Source organism: Bacillus sp. LR_5, assembly GCF_042709275.1.
This window is the reverse complement of the sequence record NZ_JAVAXX010000036.1, coordinates 1-16156: the sequence shown is the minus strand read 5'-3', so window position 1 is coordinate 16156 and position 16156 is coordinate 1. Positions and strand designations below refer to the sequence as shown.

Here is a 16156-nt window from a genome sequence, read left to right as displayed (position 1 = left end):
CTAATTTTGTTGACTTCTCATTAACGATTATCAATCGTCTCCGGATACAAGTCATGGTTCATCATACGGTATTCGGCCATTTTCTCATACTTCGTGCCCGGTTTTCCGTAATTTGTGTACGGGTCAATGGAAATTCCGCCTCTTGGCGTGAATTTGCCCCATACTTCAATGTAGCGCGGGTCCATTAATTCGATCAAGTCATTCATGATGATGTTCATGCAGTCTTCGTGGAAGTCACCATGGTTTCTGAAGCTGAACAGATACAGCTTTAATGATTTGCTTTCAACCATTTTTTCATCAGGAATGTAGCTGATGTAGATTGTTGCAAAGTCAGGCTGTCCTGTTTTCGGGCATAAAGATGTGAACTCAGGACAGTTGAATTTTACAAAGTAATCACGGTTTACATGTTTATTCGGGAAGGATTCCAGCACGTCCGGCGCATATTCAAACAAATAATTTGTTCCTTGGTTGCCAAGCAGTGTGACACCTTCTAATTCTGATTCTTTTCTTGTCGTCATATTTATCTTCCTTTCTATTATACTCCGCGTTTGTTGCCCCATAACAGGGTGTGGAGCTGCGGAAGCACTCTGACCAGATTCAGCTCCGCGTCGACAGCTACCTTATCAACAAGCGCTTCATATTTTCCAAGCAAATGTGCAATCAGTGACTGATCATCTGTCGTATGCACATCATCATTACCGACTTGTAAATAAAACGGGATTCCCGGGTAACGTTTGTGCACCGTTTTGGCAAACTCCAGATCTTCATCATTAAAAATGACTACCTTCAAGCTGCAAGCATGCTGTCTGTTATTCTCTTTAAGTGAAGTCAAAATGTGATCAAGCTTTTGAAAGTTTGTCACCATTTTTGAGCTTGGCGGTTTTGGAGAAATTGTCAGATCATCAATCAGCGTAAACCAATCCTGATAAACGGTCCCCTGGGTTTCGAGCGCTGCACGGATGTTATTTTCCTTCAGCAGTTCGATAAAAGCATCCAGCTGCTTTAACAGGGCCGGGTTGCCGCCTGAGATCGTCACGTGGGAAAACGCGTCTCCGCCAATGTCCTTAAGCTCTGCAAAAATCTCCTCAGCCGTCAGCCAGCGAATATCTTTTTTAGCAGACCCGTCCCAAGTGAAGGCGGAGTCACACCAGCTGCAGGAATAGTCACAGCCGGCTGTACGGACGAACATCGTTTTCTGTCCGATCACCATGCCTTCTCCTTGAATCGTCGGGCCGAATATTTCTAATACAGGAATTCCTTTAGCCATTCAAACCACCCTTTTTCGGACGGTAGACACAGTAACTTGTCGGTGTTTCACGGACAAACACCTGTACACAGCTCGGCTTATTCTCCAATGTGTCTAAATAAGCCTGTACGTTGTCATAAATCGTTTTCGCCACGACTTCAGTTGTCGGCAGCGAATACCGGTCGTCCTGAGAAAAATCTTCATGATCATTTAAAAGCGTATGATCATAGTTTCCGTGCACCAGTTTTTTGAGTACGCTGAAATTGACAAGGAAGCCGGAATCGTCAAGTTCGTCGCCGGCAACTGTTATATTTACGGTATACGTGTGCCCGTGAACCCTGCTGCACGCTCCAGCACTTTCCCGAGGGATAAAATGAGCAGCTGAGAGGTGCATGTCCTTATTCAATTCAAATGAATAAGGATGCTGGGCCTGCGGATAAATTTGAGATAACAATTTATGCACGCTCTCCTTTCATCGCCATATACTCTTCATACCCTTTTGAACGAAGGTGGCATGCCGGACATTCGCCGCAGCCGGCTGCGATGATGCCGTTATAACATGTCAGCGTGTTGTTTTTTACAAAATCAAGCGCGTCAAGCTCATCTGCAAGCTTCCACGTTTCTGCCTTATTCAGCCACATGAGAGGCGTATGAATCACAAACGGCTTCTCCATCGCCAAGTTTACTGTTACATTGCAAGATTTCACGAATTCATCACGGCAGTCAGGATAACCGCTGAAGTCTGTCTCGCAAACTCCTGTAATAATGTGGCGCGCGCCAATTTGGTATGCCAGAATAGACGCAAAAGATAAGAATACCAAATTGCGGCCCGGAACAAATGTGGATGGCAGTTCGCCGTCTTTTACTTCTATATCAATATCATTTCTTGTCAGAGCATTCGGTGCAAGCTGATTTAAAAGTGACATATCGAGCAAATGGTTTTTCACACCAAGCTTTTCTGCAATGGATTTTGCCACTTCAATTTCCTGCGAATGACGCTGATTGTAATGAAAAGTCACCGTTTCGACTTCTTCGAATTCCTTTAGAGCCCACAGTAAGCATGTGGTGCTGTCTTGACCGCCGCTAAATACGACAATTGCTTTTTCTTTTTTCATGATTCCTCTCCTTCTCCGCAATAAAAACTTTCGGCGAGAGACATCGCTACAGCTGATTTACACAAAAAAACACCTTTTCGGAAGGTGCTCTAGAAAAACATAAAAAAGGCCGTATCCAAGGATACAGCTCGTCCTTAGTTTTTTATAGAGGGTGTAGCTAGAACCTCTCCCGCATATCGTACGGATTTTCTTCAATTTTTCACTTCTGCTATCTTACCATAATGTTGTTTTTCTTGACAATAAAAAAAGTCAGCCCCTAGCTTTCCGTTCAAGCATCGTTCTGCAATGACGGCTCGCTTCATTATATATGTATGTTACAAACTGCGCCGCCGGGGAGACTTTTTGCAAATCAGGGCGCCTATGAAGGCCAAACTCACATAGCCAAACAAAGGATAAATCGTTGAAATCAGCTTTCCGTATCCAATTTGGCTCGTGATATAAGCCGTAATCATAATGGCTGCAAAGATATATTTGCTTTTCATTGGCAGAAAGCTCTGCACTTGTTTTTCCAACCCATATAGATTGCCGATAACTGATGTGAACACTTCACCGAAAATAATGAGCAAATAAATCAAATGGACAGATCGCGCAAAGAGATAAACCACTTGAGCCATCGGTATATCATACAAAAATACATCCGGGAGTGTCGACAATGACAGAAAACTCGCGGACAGCACAATCGTCAGCATCGTGCCTCCAACTAAAGCGCCTTTTTTTATCACCTTTTCCGATGGCATTTCATTCGCCAGTGGAACCAAAACCGCTTGGGCAAGCGATAAATTCAAAGCGCCGTAAGAAACCGCTGACAACAGCCAGTCCCAGCGATGTGGCCAGACCCACTGAGCTGCGTTCCGCGACTCGCTGAAAATAAAAGAGTCGGCCACCACAATCATAGAAAAGATGATCAAAAGAGGAACAACAAACACATTGACACCGAAAATGCCTTTTACCCCTTTAGTCATCACAATTAAGCTCAATCCGATTGTAATCAGCATCCCAATCTGAGCAGACATCCCCAGCTGCTCCTCAAAAAGCGCCCCTGCCCCAGAAAGCATAACAGATGTGACACCGAGGAGAACAAACAGCATAAACACATTGATAATCCGCCCAGCTGTCGCACCGAACAAAAATATATTCATTTCTTGATATGACTTGGCATTGATTCGCTTTGAAATGATCATCAGCTTGGCCCCCAAAAACGTAAACATCCCGCCGCTGATGATAATACCGAATAAACCGAACCAGCCGAACTTCAGAAAAAACTCAACAATTTCCCTGCCAGTCGCAAATCCAGCTCCGACTACTGTACCGACATACACAAAAGCAAGCTGACTTGCAGACCCTTTTGATTGTTCCATTTCTCCCCTCCGAACGAACCGCAGTTTTGTCCATATATGCCTTTTTATAACCTATGAGACAAGTTCCTTGAAAAGACGAAGAAAACATGTTTTACTGTGTAAACAAATCAAAAATTTTTTACGCAAAAGACTTGAAAGTCAAAGATGGTCAGAGTATACTATTAATCAAAGTTGGTCAAATGAACCGGCCTTTTTTAAAAACCAATTGGTCAAAGTTAGTCAAATAGTCAGACTGCTCTGAGCAAATTGTTTTGAAAGCCGTTAAGTTTGCCGTATACTAATAGTCAAAGAAGGTCAAATCCAAACGACCTTTTTATTCACATTCATTGGTCAAAGAAGATCAAACTTTTAAGGAGGTTTTGGCAAATGCGTTGTCAACATTGTCATCAAAACGAGGCGACGATTCGCCTTAACATGCAAATAAATTCCGTTCATAAACATATGGTTCTATGTGAAACCTGCTATAACGAACTGACTCGTAAACCCTCAATGAGCATGGGTCCTCAATCTTTCGGTTTTCCATTTGAACAAGCATTCCAACCGAAAGAACATAGTGCAGCAAAACAAGGCGAGAAAAAAGGATTGCTTGATGAGCTGGCTCAAAATATTACAAACGGTGCAAAAGCAGGTCTCATTGACCCCGTCATCGGCCGTGATGAAGAAGTGGCGCGCGTGATCGAAATTCTGAACCGCCGCAACAAAAACAATCCAGTTCTCATTGGTGAGCCGGGTGTAGGGAAAACCGCCATCGCCGAAGGACTTGCTTTAAAAATTGCTGAAGGTGATGTTCCAAACAAACTGAAAAACAAAGAGCTTTACTTGCTTGATGTTGCATCCCTTGTTGCAAACACAGGGATCAGAGGCCAATTTGAAGAGAGAATGAAACAGCTGATCACTGAGCTGAAAGAACGAAAAAATGTCATTCTGTTCATTGATGAAATTCATCTTCTCGTTGGCGCTGGCTCTGCTGAAGGATCAATGGACGCAGGCAACATTCTTAAACCTGCCCTTGCCAGAGGCGAACTGCAAGTCATCGGTGCGACAACACTGAAAGAATACCGTCAAATCGAAAAAGATGCCGCGCTGGAAAGACGTTTTCAGCCTGTCATGGTGCAGGAGCCTTCAATTGAACAGGCCATCCTCATTCTGCAAGGGATCAAAGACAAATACGAAGCATATCACGGCGTGACATTCAGTGATGAAGCAATCAAAGCATGTGTGACTTTATCATCCCGCTACATTCAGGACAGACACCTGCCGGATAAAGCAATTGACTTATTAGATGAAGCAGGTTCAAAAGCCAATCTGTTAATTGATGAGCTGAATGACGAAGATGCGGCTGAACGCTTAACTGCGATTGAAGCCGAAAAAACAAAAGCCTTGGAAGAAGAAAATTACGAACTGGCGGCAAAACTCCGTGATGAAGAAATTGCATTAGAGAAAAAGCTGAACAGCTCTTCTGCTCATTCCGCTGTCACTGTGAAAGCTGAGCACATTCAGGATATCATTGAACAAAAAACAGGCATCCCTGTCGGCAAACTGCAGGCAGATGAACAAACAAAAATGAAAGAGCTTGAAGCAAAACTTCGTGAACGCGTGATCGGACAAGAAGCCGCTGTTCAAAAAGTGGCAAAAGCGGTAAGACGAAGCCGCGCCGGATTAAAATCCAAAAACAGACCAGTCGGCTCCTTCCTCTTTGTCGGCCCTACCGGCGTAGGGAAAACAGAACTTTCTAAAACGCTGGCAGATGAATTATTCGGCACAAAAGACGCTATCATCCGACTCGATATGAGCGAATACATGGAGAAACACGCCGTATCTAAAATCATCGGTTCACCGCCTGGATATGTCGGCCATGAGGAAGCTGGGCAATTAACAGAAAAAGTGCGCCGCAATCCATACAGCATCGTGTTGCTCGATGAGATTGAGAAAGCACACCCTGACGTTCAGCATATGTTCCTGCAAATTATGGAGGACGGCCGTCTGACAGACAGCCAAGGCAGAACCGTAAGCTTTAAAGACACTGTGATTATCATGACAAGCAACGCGGGTGCTGGTGAGAAACAAACGAAAGTCGGTTTCCAATCAGATGACAGTGTAATCGAAGAACAAACATTGATTGATTCACTGAGCATGTTCTTTAAACCTGAGTTCCTCAACCGTTTTGACAGCATTATTGAGTTCCGCTCACTGGAAAAAGAACATTTGGTCAAAATCGTCAGCCTGCTGCTTGGAGAACTTGAAGAAACATTGTCAGAACGCGGCATCAGCTTGAGTGTGACAGACGAAGCGAAAGAAATAATCGCTGAGCTGGGCTACCACCCTTCATTCGGCGCACGTCCGCTCAGAAGAACCATCCAAGAATGGATTGAGGATAAAATGACCGATCTGCTGCTTGACAATAGCGAGATCACAAGTTTTCACGTCATTGCAGAAGATCATACAATCAAAGTGCAAGCGAAATAATAATCAGCGGTTTCCTATTTAGGAAGCCGCTTTTTTGCGGATTCATACTCTTTACTGAGAAAATACCGTTCCTTCCCCCGAAGCGTTACTTCCCTTCATCCTTTACACTTTTCTTAAGGAGGGATGGAACATGTTTATATACAGTGAATATTTATTTCTATTATTATATGAAAACCGCCTGAAGGACAGCTTGCAAACAAACTGCCAAATTCAATACCGCTAAACTCTCGGGCTTTTCAATTTCGAAAGGCCCGTTTTTGTTTATTTCTCCCTACTATGCCTCTTCCTTGAATATTTCATGAACAAATTCACAATGTCCCTAAAGTTCCGGGCACCAAAACCGATATTAACCATAGACAAGCTAGTAAAAAAGGATTTGGTGAAAACTATGGATAAAACTTCGTTAATAGGTATTATTCTTGCTTTTGTGGCATTGAGCGTGGGGATGGTTCTGAAAGGCGTCAGTTTCAGCGCGCTTGCAAACCCAGCTGCCATTTTAATTATTATCGCCGGGACAATCTCAGCAGTCGTTATTGCGTTCCCAACAAAAGAAATTAAAAAAGTGCCTGCGCTGTTCCGAGTGTTATTTAAAGAAAACAAACAGCTGACGATAGAGGAGCTCATTCCTATGTTCTCTGAATGGGCCCAGCTTGCACGCCGTGAAGGCCTGCTTGCTTTAGAAGCAAGCATTGAGGATGTAGATGACGCTTTCCTGAAAAACGGGCTCAGCATGGCTGTTGACGGGCAAAGTGCGGAATTTATCAGAGATATCATGACAGAGGAAGTCGAAGCGATGGAGGACAGGCACCAAGCCGGAGCCGCTATTTTTACACAGGCGGGAACGTACGCGCCGACACTTGGAGTACTAGGCGCTGTAATCGGACTGATTGCCGCCCTCTCTCATATGGACAATACAGATGAGCTTGGACACGCTATCAGTGCAGCCTTTGTCGCCACCCTTCTCGGTATCTTTACGGGATATGTATTATGGCATCCTTTCGCAAATAAATTAAAACGCAAATCAAAACAAGAAGTAAAACTGCGTGAGGTCATGATTGAAGGTGTTTTATCCGTTTTAGAAGGACAGGCACCGAAAGTCATCGAACAAAAGCTTTTAATGTATCTTCCTGCGAAGGACCGCTTGAAATTTGCAGAACAAGGAGAGGCGCAAAATGGCGAGAAAAAAGAAGAAGAAGCATGAGGACGAACACGTTGATGAATCATGGCTCGTCCCTTACGCCGACATCCTTACTCTTCTCCTGGCATTATTTATTGTGCTGTACGCGAGCAGCTCGATTGACGCAGCTAAGTTTCAGATGCTTTCAAAATCATTTAATGAAGTCTTTACAGGTGGCACCGGCGTAATGGACTACTCCAGTGTCACCCCTCCAGAAAACGAGTCAGACGGAATCGATGAAGTTGAAAAGGATAAAGAAGAGAAAGAGAAAAACAAGAAAGAAAAAGAAAAAGCCGCTGATCAAAAAGAACTTGAAAATGTGAAGAGCCAGGTGGAAAAGTTCATCAAAGATAAAAAGCTGGAACATCAGCTGGAAACGAAGATGACTAGTGAAGGCCTTCTGATTACGATTAAAGACAGTATCTTCTTTGATTCTGGGAAAGCGACCATCCGTAAGGAAGATGTTCCGCTTGCAAAAGAGATTTCAAATCTTCTTGTGATTAATCCGCCAAGAAATATCATTATTAGCGGACATACTGATAATATGCCAATTAAAAATTCTGAATTCCAATCAAACTGGCATTTAAGCGTCATGAGAGCGGTAAACTTTATGGGGCTACTGATTGAAAACCCTAAGCTCGATGCAAAAGTATTCAGTGCCAAGGGGTATGGTGAGTATAAACCGGTTGCTTCCAACAAAACAGCGGAAGGCCGAAGCAAAAACCGGCGTGTTGAAGTTCTCATCTTGCCGAGAGGCGCAGCGGAAACAAATGAAAAATAGTTAAAAAGGAAGCCTGTGACATATCAGGCTTCCTTTTTTTACTTATTATGAAACTGTTTTGCGTTTAATCCTACTCTTTTTAACATTTCCGTGCACATCTCTACCTCTTCTTCGCTTAATACGCTGATCATTTCATCAATTTCAGCAGCGTGATCAGGAAAAATATCATTCAAAAGACCGATGCCTTTTTCAGTAATTTGTGCAAATGTCACACGTCTGTCTGTAGGAGACGCTTTCCGAATGAGGAGTTCTTTTTGTTCCAGCTTATCTACAACGTATGTGATGCTCCCGCTAGCCAAGAGAATTTTATCTCCTATCTGCTGCAGCGGCTGATCGCCTTTATGGTACAACAGCTCTAGCACAGCAAATTCAGTCGGGTTTAGTCCATGCTTATGAATATGCTTATTCATATGATCGTTAATGGACCGATACGCGCGCGACAGCACGATAAATAACTTCAGTGATTTTTCTGTCATGTCTCAATCATCCTTTTAGAAACCGTTACAGAGAAACATTAATAAACAAAGACCGAAATGTCAATAAAAATCTTTCCAATATTTCTCTTCTTTTTTATATTATAAGCTGCTCAACATCTTTTTCTAATTTTTTTGGTTATTTTTTCTTATTAAAGAAGAAGAAACAATGATATAATACCTCTAATCAGGTGTATGTTGGAGCGATGCAAATTGAAAATACTAAAAGGCGCCTGCGGGAGAGTCAAACTTTATATTATACTGGTCGTGATTCCGGCAATCGTCATCAGCTTTTTCGTATATGAAAAAGAAAAAGATACTATAGCTGCAGAACATAAGCAAGAAGCGAGTGTAATGCTGAACCTTCACCGCAACAAAATCAATTATTTAATCGGAGAAACAGAGGCGAGAATGACTTCCTTGTCCATCGCAATCGACAGACCGGTTGATATAAAGAAAATGCAGTCGATTTTGGAAAAAACCTTTGATTCAGAGCCGAGATTTTCCGGTCTCTATTTTCTAAATGCCAAAGGAGACGTCACCGCAAGCACAACAGAGTTAAAAATGAAAGTAAACCTGGCCGACAGATCTTTTTTTACAAAAGCGAAGGAAACAAAAAAGACAGTCATTTCAGATAGTTATTCGAGCAGAATTACAGGCCAGCCGATTTTTACAATTTGTGTCCCTGTTTTGGACTCAAAACGAAATGTGACAAATTATCTTGTCGCAGCTATTCAAATTGATTATCTGAAAAATCTCATTAACTTACTTAGCCCTGATGTTTATATTGAAGTTGTGAATCAAGACGGAAAAATAATTTTTACGAGCGGACAGGCCTCACATGCAATAGATCAGAAACCTGTCAGCGGATATCTGGATGATATCAGCTGGAATATGAAAGTATATCCGAACCCGGTTACAATAGAAGAACTGACGAAAAGCCTTGTGCTTCCGCTTTCATGTAGTATTGTTCTGCTGAATATCCTTTTTATTCTCGTGCTGTATTATTTGCTGAAGCGGCAGACACAGCTGGAGCGCTCAGAAAATGAGGCGCAAAAATTAGAGCTGATCGGAACGCTTGCTGCCAGCACAGCCCATGAAATCCGTAACCCGCTCACCGGCATAAGCGGCTTTATTCAGCTGTTGCAAAAGAAATATAAAGGTGAAGAAGATCAGCTTTACTTCTCCATTATCGAACAAGAGATAAAGCGCATTAATCAAATTGTGAGTGAGTTTCTCGTTCTCGGCAAGCCGACAGCTGAAAAATGGGAGCTGAACTCGCTCCAGGATATTATCGGTGAAATTATGCCGATCATCTATTCTGAGGGCAACCTATACAATGTTGAAGTCGAATTACAGTATTTAACTGAGCAGCCTTTGCTCGTAAAATGCACCAAAGATCATATTAAACAAGTGATTTTAAATGTAGCAAAAAATGGCCTCGAGTCAATGCCTGAAGGAGGCAAACTGACGATCTCAGTGGGAGCTTTGGATAAAAAGGCCATTATCAAAGTTGTGGATAACGGTGAAGGGATTTCTCAGGAAATGCTGGATCATATCTTCCTTCCCTTTGTTACTTCTAAAGAAAAAGGAACCGGTCTCGGCCTTGTCGTATGTAAACGGATCGTTCTGATGTACGGTGGCTCTATTCATATCGAAAGTGAAGTGCGAAGAGGCACAGAGGTGACGATCACCCTCCCCGTATCCGCTTCATAGCCCCCCTGACCGTGTCAGGAGGGTTTTTTATCTTCGTGACCGTGGATTGCCAGTCGACTTGCTTGCTGTTCTGCCAGAAAAGAGTATTTTGATGAAGCGAAACAGCAATTTCAGAAGCAAAAAAAACATAAAGAATACTAAAAAACCCTTTAACCCTTCCGTGGCATCTAAAAACTCCATGTTCCCTCTCCCCGTCACTTTTTGCTGAATTTCAATCGCAAATACGATAACAATGATCACTGTAACGGTATAGATAAAGGACAAGGCTGTCATGCTCCATTTAGAAAGCCATGAAAACACAGCGTGAGTGACGCCGAAAAAGATTATGCCAAAAATGCCGATCACCCAAAAATGCATTTCTTTGTCTGTTAAATGAATGCCAAACATTCCGCATAATGAGATAAAAGCGTCATGAAATTGATTGACCATTTCAGTAATGAGAATCGCCAGTTCTTTCATCAGTTCCCTCTTTCATATGAATTTTTCCAGAAAAAAAGAGCGCTTCTGAAAAGCTCTCTCTTTATATATGCATTTGACAGCGCCGCTATTTATTTGCATCATATGCTGGCATAACATCTCTGCGGGGCCACAAGCCTAATTTCTTTACAAGGCCTTGAATCCCTTGAGAATGTTCGTTTTCTTGCATGAGCTGGTGATATTCATTTATTAAACAATCCAGCTCCTGACTGTGTCTGATCGTGTCATGCCCTGTAAATCCCTGCTTTCTAGCGGCATCTATCATTAACTTTCTTTTTTCATCAATAGACACCAACAATCTTTCTTGTTCAGAAGAACCGCCCATTCACTTCACCCCTCGCCGCTAAGAAATAGGAAACAAGTTTGATTGGGTTATTGTGCATTATTACAGATTATACTTTATTTGTAAACATATTTTCATTAAATAAGTTAATTTTTCGGGTATAATAGATATATTGATAGGATTAGAAGAATAATACCCAGGTGAAGAATATCTTAAACACGCCGCCAGGCAGGAGGTATGCCCAATGAAGAAAAAGAAAGCAATTATGCTCGGAGCGGCAGGCGGAAAAGCAATTTTGAAGAGGAAAAACCGAAAAAAATGTATTCAGCACATCACTACTTTTTTTCAGATGCTTCGCGATTGGCGAAATGGCGACTACCCTCGTTCACAGGTTAAAACACTTTTGCTGTTAACTGCCGCAATCCTGTATATCGTCATGCCGCTCGATATCATTCCAGACGTAATCCTCGGTCTTGGGTTCATTGACGATGCAGCTGTTTTAGGTTTGATTTGGACACTGATTAAAAAAGAACTGTCACAGTATGAAAAGTGGCGTTTGCAATAAATATAAAAAGCCCCGTTCGATGAACGGGGCTATCTCATGCTTATTGATTCACGCTGTCTTTTTCATAAATAGGAACCCAGCCTTCAGTTGTGACAAAAATTCTCACCGCGACAACTTTGCGGTCCTCCTGAAGCGTGAAGTAATGGCGGATATTCTCAGGCACGGAGATTAAATCTCCAGGGTTTAAACGGACATCAAAAAACGTTCCGTCCTTGCCTTGAATGACAAAAATACCGTGTCCGCTTACAATAAAACGAACCTCATCGTCTGTATGGTGATGCTCTCTTTTAAAGTTTTCAAGCAGTTCATCAAGTTTCGGATTGCTGTCTGACAATGAAATAACATCCTGTGCTTTATAGCCGCGGCGGGTTGAGATATCTTTAATTTCAGTTTCGAAGGTATCAAGAATTTGCTGTTTTTCTTCTTCTGTCAGATCATATTTCTCTGAGAGATGTTCCGGAAGTTTCGTGATATCCCATTGCTCATAAATAACCTCTTGACTGTCCAGAAATCTTGCCACTTCCTCTTGATTTTCAATCGTTGTATTTGCCTCATCATGAATTCGAATTGTAGCCATTTCAATTCCTCCTTTTATTTAACCAGCTGATGCTGGAGTGTTTTCAATTTCAAATGGTAGCTAAACAAAAATTCATACGCTTCAAGCACTCTTTTTGCCTCAAATGCTGTTCTCCCCCAAGCCGTAATACCATGATTTCGGATCAGAACAGCTCCTGAATCTTCTGAAATCTCTTCCGCAAACAGTGCCGCAAGCGTCGGGATATGTGCCGGATTTTCTATAATCGGAACGGTCACTTCTGCGTTCTCTTCCCACAAGCCGAGTGCTTTTATAATTTCCTGCCCTTTGAATGTGATTTTCTTTTGGTCTCCGTATAACTCTGAAATCACATTATTGTTTACCGTATGGACATGCAGGCAGCATCCGGCATTGGTTTTATTGTACAAATGTGTATGCAAAAGCGTTTCTGCTGACGGTTTCAGAGAATGCCCGCTTTCAGCAGGCTCTCCGTTTTGATCAACCAGCAGAAAATCTTCAACCGTCTCTTTGCGTTTATCTTTTCCGCTTGCAGTGACGAGAAATGTTAAAGGATCATCTGTAACCTTAATTGACAGATTGCCGCTAGTCGCCGGAAACCAATCTCTCTCTGCCAATTCCCGTTTTACTTCAGCGAGCTCTCGCCAGCGTTCTTGTTTTGCAGCCATTCCTGTACCTCCTTTACATTCTCAATTTCCTTTCTTATCTCATAAAAATCTTGATACGGAAGATGATTGAGGTTTTGCTCCCGGCATTCGTTTAATAAATAATCCCTTGCAAAGCATAGGTCAGACAGCTTTGCTGCCTCCACATCTGTAACCGAATCACCGATCATGATGATATATTGGTTCGGTTCAGAAAGTTCATGGATGACCGACGGCTTACAGCACCCGCATTGATTGCTGCATGTGCCCTTGCAGGAATGAGGCCAGTCAATATGGATATAGTCATTGTCAAATGAAGCATGGTTGCAATAAATGCGGTCTTTCTCCACAATGCCTTCAAGCAAAGGATATACAAAAAAGTCCATTCCACCGCTTATGACATAAAACGGAATCTCGTGCTCATTGATAAATGCTACAAATTCCCGAAAGCCTTCCCTGATTATTGCATCTTCCAATACAAAACTTGTAATCTCTTCTTTTAAACGGCTGGGCAGAAGGCCGAACATCCGCCCGACACCTTCCTTGATCGACAGCGTTTTGGAAAGTACGCCGTCTTTTAATGCCACCCACTCTGGGGGAGCAAATGTTTTCATGATATTTATAATGTTGTCGTTCATCGTGATTGTTCCGTCAAAATCACAAATAATAAAAGGTTTTCGAGTCGTCATACGGCTTCAACCTTTCCCCATTTATCTAGCGCAAGCTTAAGATCCTTGCATTGTTCGGCTTTTTCATCAATCGGCTGGGCCTCTAGGACCGCATCAATAATGGCTCTGAACGCTCGCCCCCCGCCTTGGGCACCGTTCGGATGTCCATGTACGCCTCCTCCGGCGTTAATAATGTGGTCTATGCCGAAATCACGCATTAATAGCGGAACCATGCCGGGATGAATGCCTGCTGACGGAACAGCAAATGTTTGGTTAAAAGCATCCTCTCTCACACATTCTTCATGAATCGCCAGTGCATCTGCTCTTGGAAGCGCAACCGAACCATATGGAGACGGAAAGAGGCTGAAGTCAGCACCGCAATATCGGTTTAATTTTCCGAGTAAAAGAGCGTGAGAAAAACCGTAAAACGGAGAAGACGTAAACGCTCCGCTGACTGCTGGATGCGCCATAATCGGAACTGGGATTTCAGGATCTTCTGCAAGGCCTTGCATAACGTCCAAGCCGTAAGCAAAGACATTAAACAAAAGCGCATCCGCTCCCAGCTCGGCGGCGCGTCTCGCTTTGTCTTTCAGATCAGCCGTACGTCCAGTCAAATTCACCGCATACAGCGTTTTATGTCCGGTTTGCTCATACGTTTCTTTCAATATTTGCTTTCCTTCTGCAATTCTTGTTTCAAAAGGCGCTAGACCTGTCTCAAAGAAAATTTCATCGTCTTTAATCAAGTCAACTCCGCCAAGCGCCTGCTGCCGGAGCTGTTCTTTAATATCACTCAGGTCCCTTCCGATTACGCCTTTAAATATGCTCATTAACAGCGGTCTCTCAAACTCTCCCAGCAGCTTCCGGATGCCGTATACGCCAAACTTCGGTCCCGGCAGTGCACGCTTAAATGCTTCAGAGAAGTGAAGATCGATTAATTTGATTTTTCCGTCCAGCGACAGCTTGCCAAACACTGTTGTCAGCAAAGCCGGAATATCCTGAGAGAAATTGATTTCAGGATAGGCAATTGTGATGACCGCTTGTTTTTCTGATGCAGGAGTTCCCTCTCTCTCCTCAACTTTTATCACACGCCCCTTGTGCTTTTGCATTTGCTCCTGTTTTACAAGGGGCAGATCAGTCCAGGAGCCTACTGTCAATCCTGTTGCGATTTGTTCTGCTTTCTTCTCTGTATCGGCTCCCGGTTCGGTCAGGAGATATGTCGCTAATAACTCACTCATGCCAGAGCTCCTTTCATTTTCATCCATATCAAAAAACCTCTTCAAACTGCAATCGCGTCTAAAGAGGTTTCGTTTCTCGTCCGAATCTTATCTCTCAGCCGCTAGCTGCAAGAATTAGCACCGTGCTTTATAAGTCGGTTGCCGGGCTTCATCGGGCTCGTCCCTCTGCCTGCTCTTGATAAGAAAATATAGATTTTATAAATTATTTTGAATTATCCCATCGTTATAAGGTCTTGTCAATGCTTTTTTGGGTAAACAGGTTCAGTTTGCCAATTCGATAAGCGGCTTCCTTAAGTCTTTCTTCACTTGTTAAAAGTCCGACTCTGACGTAGCCCTCGCCATATTCACCGAAGCCGTTTCCAGCCGCAACTGCCACATTCGCTTTTTCCAGCAAAAGATCTGAGAACTGCTCTGAAGTATAGCCTTCAGGCACAGGCAGCCATGCAAAAAAAGAACCTGCGGGAGCTGTTACATCCCAGCCGATTTCCCGGCATGCCGTGATCCAAGCGTTTCTCCTGCTCTCATACCTGGCATTTTGCTCTGCCACACACGTCTGATCGGCTAACAGTGCCTCTGCTGCAGCCTCCTGAGTCGCTCTGAAAAGACTGACAAACATATGGTCTTGATAAAGATTGATCGCTTCAATGACCGAAGCGTTTCCGACGGCAAAGCCAACCCGCCATCCTGCCATATTATACGTTTTTGACAGCGTGTAAATTTCAATTCCGATATCCTTCGCACCTTCAGTCTGCAAAAAGCTTAAAGGCTTGCAGCCGTCAAATCCTACAGCGCCGTAAGCAAAATCGTGAACGACGCAGATTCCGTTTTCAGTCGCAAAACGCACGGTATCTTCAAAGAACTCGGAAGTAGCAACAGCTCCGGTAGGATTATTCGGATAATTCAAATACATCAATTTCGCCTGTTCCCTTACTTCAGCGGTTATGCTGCTGTAATCAGGGAGAAACGCCCTGTCCTTTACGAGCGGCATCATTTCCATCTTTGCTTTTGCAAGTGTGACACCCGACCAGTAATCAGGATAACCCGGATCGGGAACTAAAATCGTATCACCGGGATTCAACAAGCATTGCGGGAGCTCGACTAGACCGGCTTTTCCGCCGAATAATACAGCGACTTCGGTTTCCGGATCCAGATCAATGCCGTATTCTCTTTTGTAAAATGCAGCAGCCGCTGACTTCAGACGGTATGAGCCGCGAAAAGAAGAATATTTATGATTCTCAGGATCAGCAACAGCTCGTTTCATCTCCTCGACAATATGTTCAGGAGTCGGCTGATCTGGATTTCCCTGTCCTAGATTGATAACGTCATGTCCTTCTGCGAGCTTTCGGTTCACTTTCTGCACCAGAGAAGCGAAGAATTGTTTAGGCAATTCCTTCAATAT

General features: G+C 43.2%; 18 protein-coding genes and 2 riboswitches. Of the genes, 5 read left to right on the top strand and 13 right to left on the bottom strand.

All coding sequences use genetic code 11. The features are described from left to right. Positions 1–20: 20 nt before the first annotated feature. From queF to RAC86_RS10545, 5 genes are all read right to left on the bottom strand, one after another. Positions 21–518, bottom strand: coding sequence for a preQ(1) synthase (queF, locus tag RAC86_RS10565; RefSeq protein ID WP_003218613.1), 498 nt, complete (start codon positions 516–518; stop codon positions 21–23). A gap of 17 nt (positions 519–535) precedes the next feature. Then, entirely contained in the window at positions 536–1267 is a 732-nt protein-coding gene (gene queE, locus RAC86_RS10560; protein WP_014113590.1) for a 7-carboxy-7-deazaguanine synthase QueE, read from the bottom strand. Beyond that, the gene (gene queD, locus RAC86_RS10555; RefSeq protein ID WP_072566191.1) at positions 1260–1709 is read right to left on the bottom strand and encodes a 6-carboxytetrahydropterin synthase QueD; all 450 of its coding nucleotides are present in this window, start codon (positions 1707–1709) and stop codon (positions 1260–1262) included. The genes queE and queD overlap by 8 nt, the downstream gene beginning before the upstream one ends. Then, positions 1702–2361, bottom strand: coding sequence for a 7-cyano-7-deazaguanine synthase QueC (gene queC, locus RAC86_RS10550; protein WP_072566190.1), 660 nt, complete (start codon positions 2359–2361; stop codon positions 1702–1704). The genes queD and queC overlap by 8 nt, the downstream gene beginning before the upstream one ends. Before the next feature lie 128 nt (positions 2362–2489). Further along, positions 2490–2534: riboswitch (PreQ1 riboswitch) on the bottom strand. Between the two features lie 141 nt (positions 2535–2675). Further along, positions 2676–3719: a YkvI family membrane protein gene (locus RAC86_RS10545; RefSeq protein ID WP_014113587.1), complete on the bottom strand. Its 1044-nt coding sequence runs from the start codon at positions 3717–3719 to the stop codon at positions 2676–2678. Positions 3720–4085: 366 nt separating this feature from the next. On the opposite strand from RAC86_RS10545, the gene clpE reads away from it, so the two are divergent. The 3 genes from clpE (at position 4086) to motB (ending at position 8143) form a co-directional block, all read left to right on the top strand. After that, entirely contained in the window at positions 4086–6185 is a 2100-nt protein-coding gene (gene clpE / locus RAC86_RS10540; RefSeq protein WP_072566189.1) for an ATP-dependent protease ATP-binding subunit ClpE, read from the top strand. A 388-nt stretch (positions 6186–6573) separates the two neighbouring features. Next, positions 6574–7386: a flagellar motor stator protein MotA gene (gene motA, locus RAC86_RS10535; protein ID WP_003238984.1), complete on the top strand. Its 813-nt coding sequence runs from the start codon at positions 6574–6576 to the stop codon at positions 7384–7386. Continuing rightward, on the top strand, positions 7358–8143 hold the full coding sequence (gene motB, locus RAC86_RS10530; RefSeq protein ID WP_003218604.1) for a flagellar motor protein MotB: 786 nt from the start codon (positions 7358–7360) through the stop codon (positions 8141–8143). The genes motA and motB overlap by 29 nt, the downstream gene beginning before the upstream one ends. A 38-nt stretch (positions 8144–8181) precedes the next feature. Here motB and mhqR read toward each other — a convergent pair whose 3' ends face one another. Next, complete coding sequence (gene mhqR / locus RAC86_RS10525) at positions 8182–8619, bottom strand: MarR family transcriptional regulator MhqR (RefSeq protein ID WP_003232475.1); 438 nt, start codon at positions 8617–8619, stop codon at positions 8182–8184. A gap of 192 nt (positions 8620–8811) precedes the next feature. On the opposite strand from mhqR, the gene RAC86_RS10520 reads away from it, so the two are divergent. After that, positions 8812–10332 (top strand): sporulation kinase KinD, encoded by a 1521-nt coding sequence (locus RAC86_RS10520; protein WP_072566188.1) that lies wholly within the window; start codon positions 8812–8814, stop codon positions 10330–10332. 27 nt (positions 10333–10359) lie between these two features. Here RAC86_RS10520 and RAC86_RS10515 read toward each other — a convergent pair whose 3' ends face one another. Next, positions 10360–10791, bottom strand: coding sequence for a hypothetical protein (locus RAC86_RS10515; protein ID WP_014113583.1), 432 nt, complete (start codon positions 10789–10791; stop codon positions 10360–10362). 85 nt (positions 10792–10876) lie between these two features. Then, a complete protein-coding gene (gene spo0E, locus RAC86_RS10510; RefSeq protein ID WP_003218598.1) occupies positions 10877–11134 on the bottom strand; it encodes an aspartyl-phosphate phosphatase Spo0E in 258 nt (85 codons plus the stop codon). A 202-nt stretch (positions 11135–11336) separates the two neighbouring features. Here spo0E and RAC86_RS10505 point away from each other — a divergent pair, with 202 nt between their 5' ends. Continuing rightward, positions 11337–11657 carry a YkvA family protein gene (locus RAC86_RS10505; RefSeq protein WP_003232481.1) on the top strand — a complete coding sequence of 107 codons (321 nt, stop codon included), beginning with the start codon at positions 11337–11339 and terminating at the stop codon, positions 11655–11657. A 40-nt stretch (positions 11658–11697) separates the two neighbouring features. Here the strand turns inward: RAC86_RS10505 and mtnD are convergent, their stop codons facing one another. The 5 genes from mtnD to mtnE form a co-directional block, all read right to left on the bottom strand. Further along, positions 11698–12234 (bottom strand): acireductone dioxygenase, encoded by a 537-nt coding sequence (mtnD, locus tag RAC86_RS10500; protein ID WP_377885577.1) that lies wholly within the window; start codon positions 12232–12234, stop codon positions 11698–11700. 14 nt (positions 12235–12248) lie between these two features. Beyond that, the gene (locus RAC86_RS10495) at positions 12249–12878 is read right to left on the bottom strand and encodes a methylthioribulose 1-phosphate dehydratase (RefSeq protein ID WP_029317714.1); all 630 of its coding nucleotides are present in this window, start codon (positions 12876–12878) and stop codon (positions 12249–12251) included. Further along, positions 12836–13543: a 2-hydroxy-3-keto-5-methylthiopentenyl-1-phosphate phosphatase gene (gene mtnX, locus RAC86_RS10490; RefSeq protein ID WP_080529254.1), complete on the bottom strand. Its 708-nt coding sequence runs from the start codon at positions 13541–13543 to the stop codon at positions 12836–12838. The genes RAC86_RS10495 and mtnX overlap by 43 nt, the downstream gene beginning before the upstream one ends. Continuing rightward, complete coding sequence (mtnW, locus tag RAC86_RS10485; protein ID WP_033884236.1) at positions 13540–14757, bottom strand: 2,3-diketo-5-methylthiopentyl-1-phosphate enolase; 1218 nt, start codon at positions 14755–14757, stop codon at positions 13540–13542. The genes mtnX and mtnW overlap by 4 nt, the downstream gene beginning before the upstream one ends. An 84-nt stretch (positions 14758–14841) precedes the next feature. Beyond that, positions 14842–14942: riboswitch (SAM riboswitch) on the bottom strand. 38 nt (positions 14943–14980) lie between these two features. Further along, positions 14981–16156, bottom strand: a 1176-nt coding sequence (mtnE, locus tag RAC86_RS10480) for a methionine-glutamine aminotransferase (RefSeq protein ID WP_377885575.1), incomplete at its 5' end; no start/stop codon positions are given.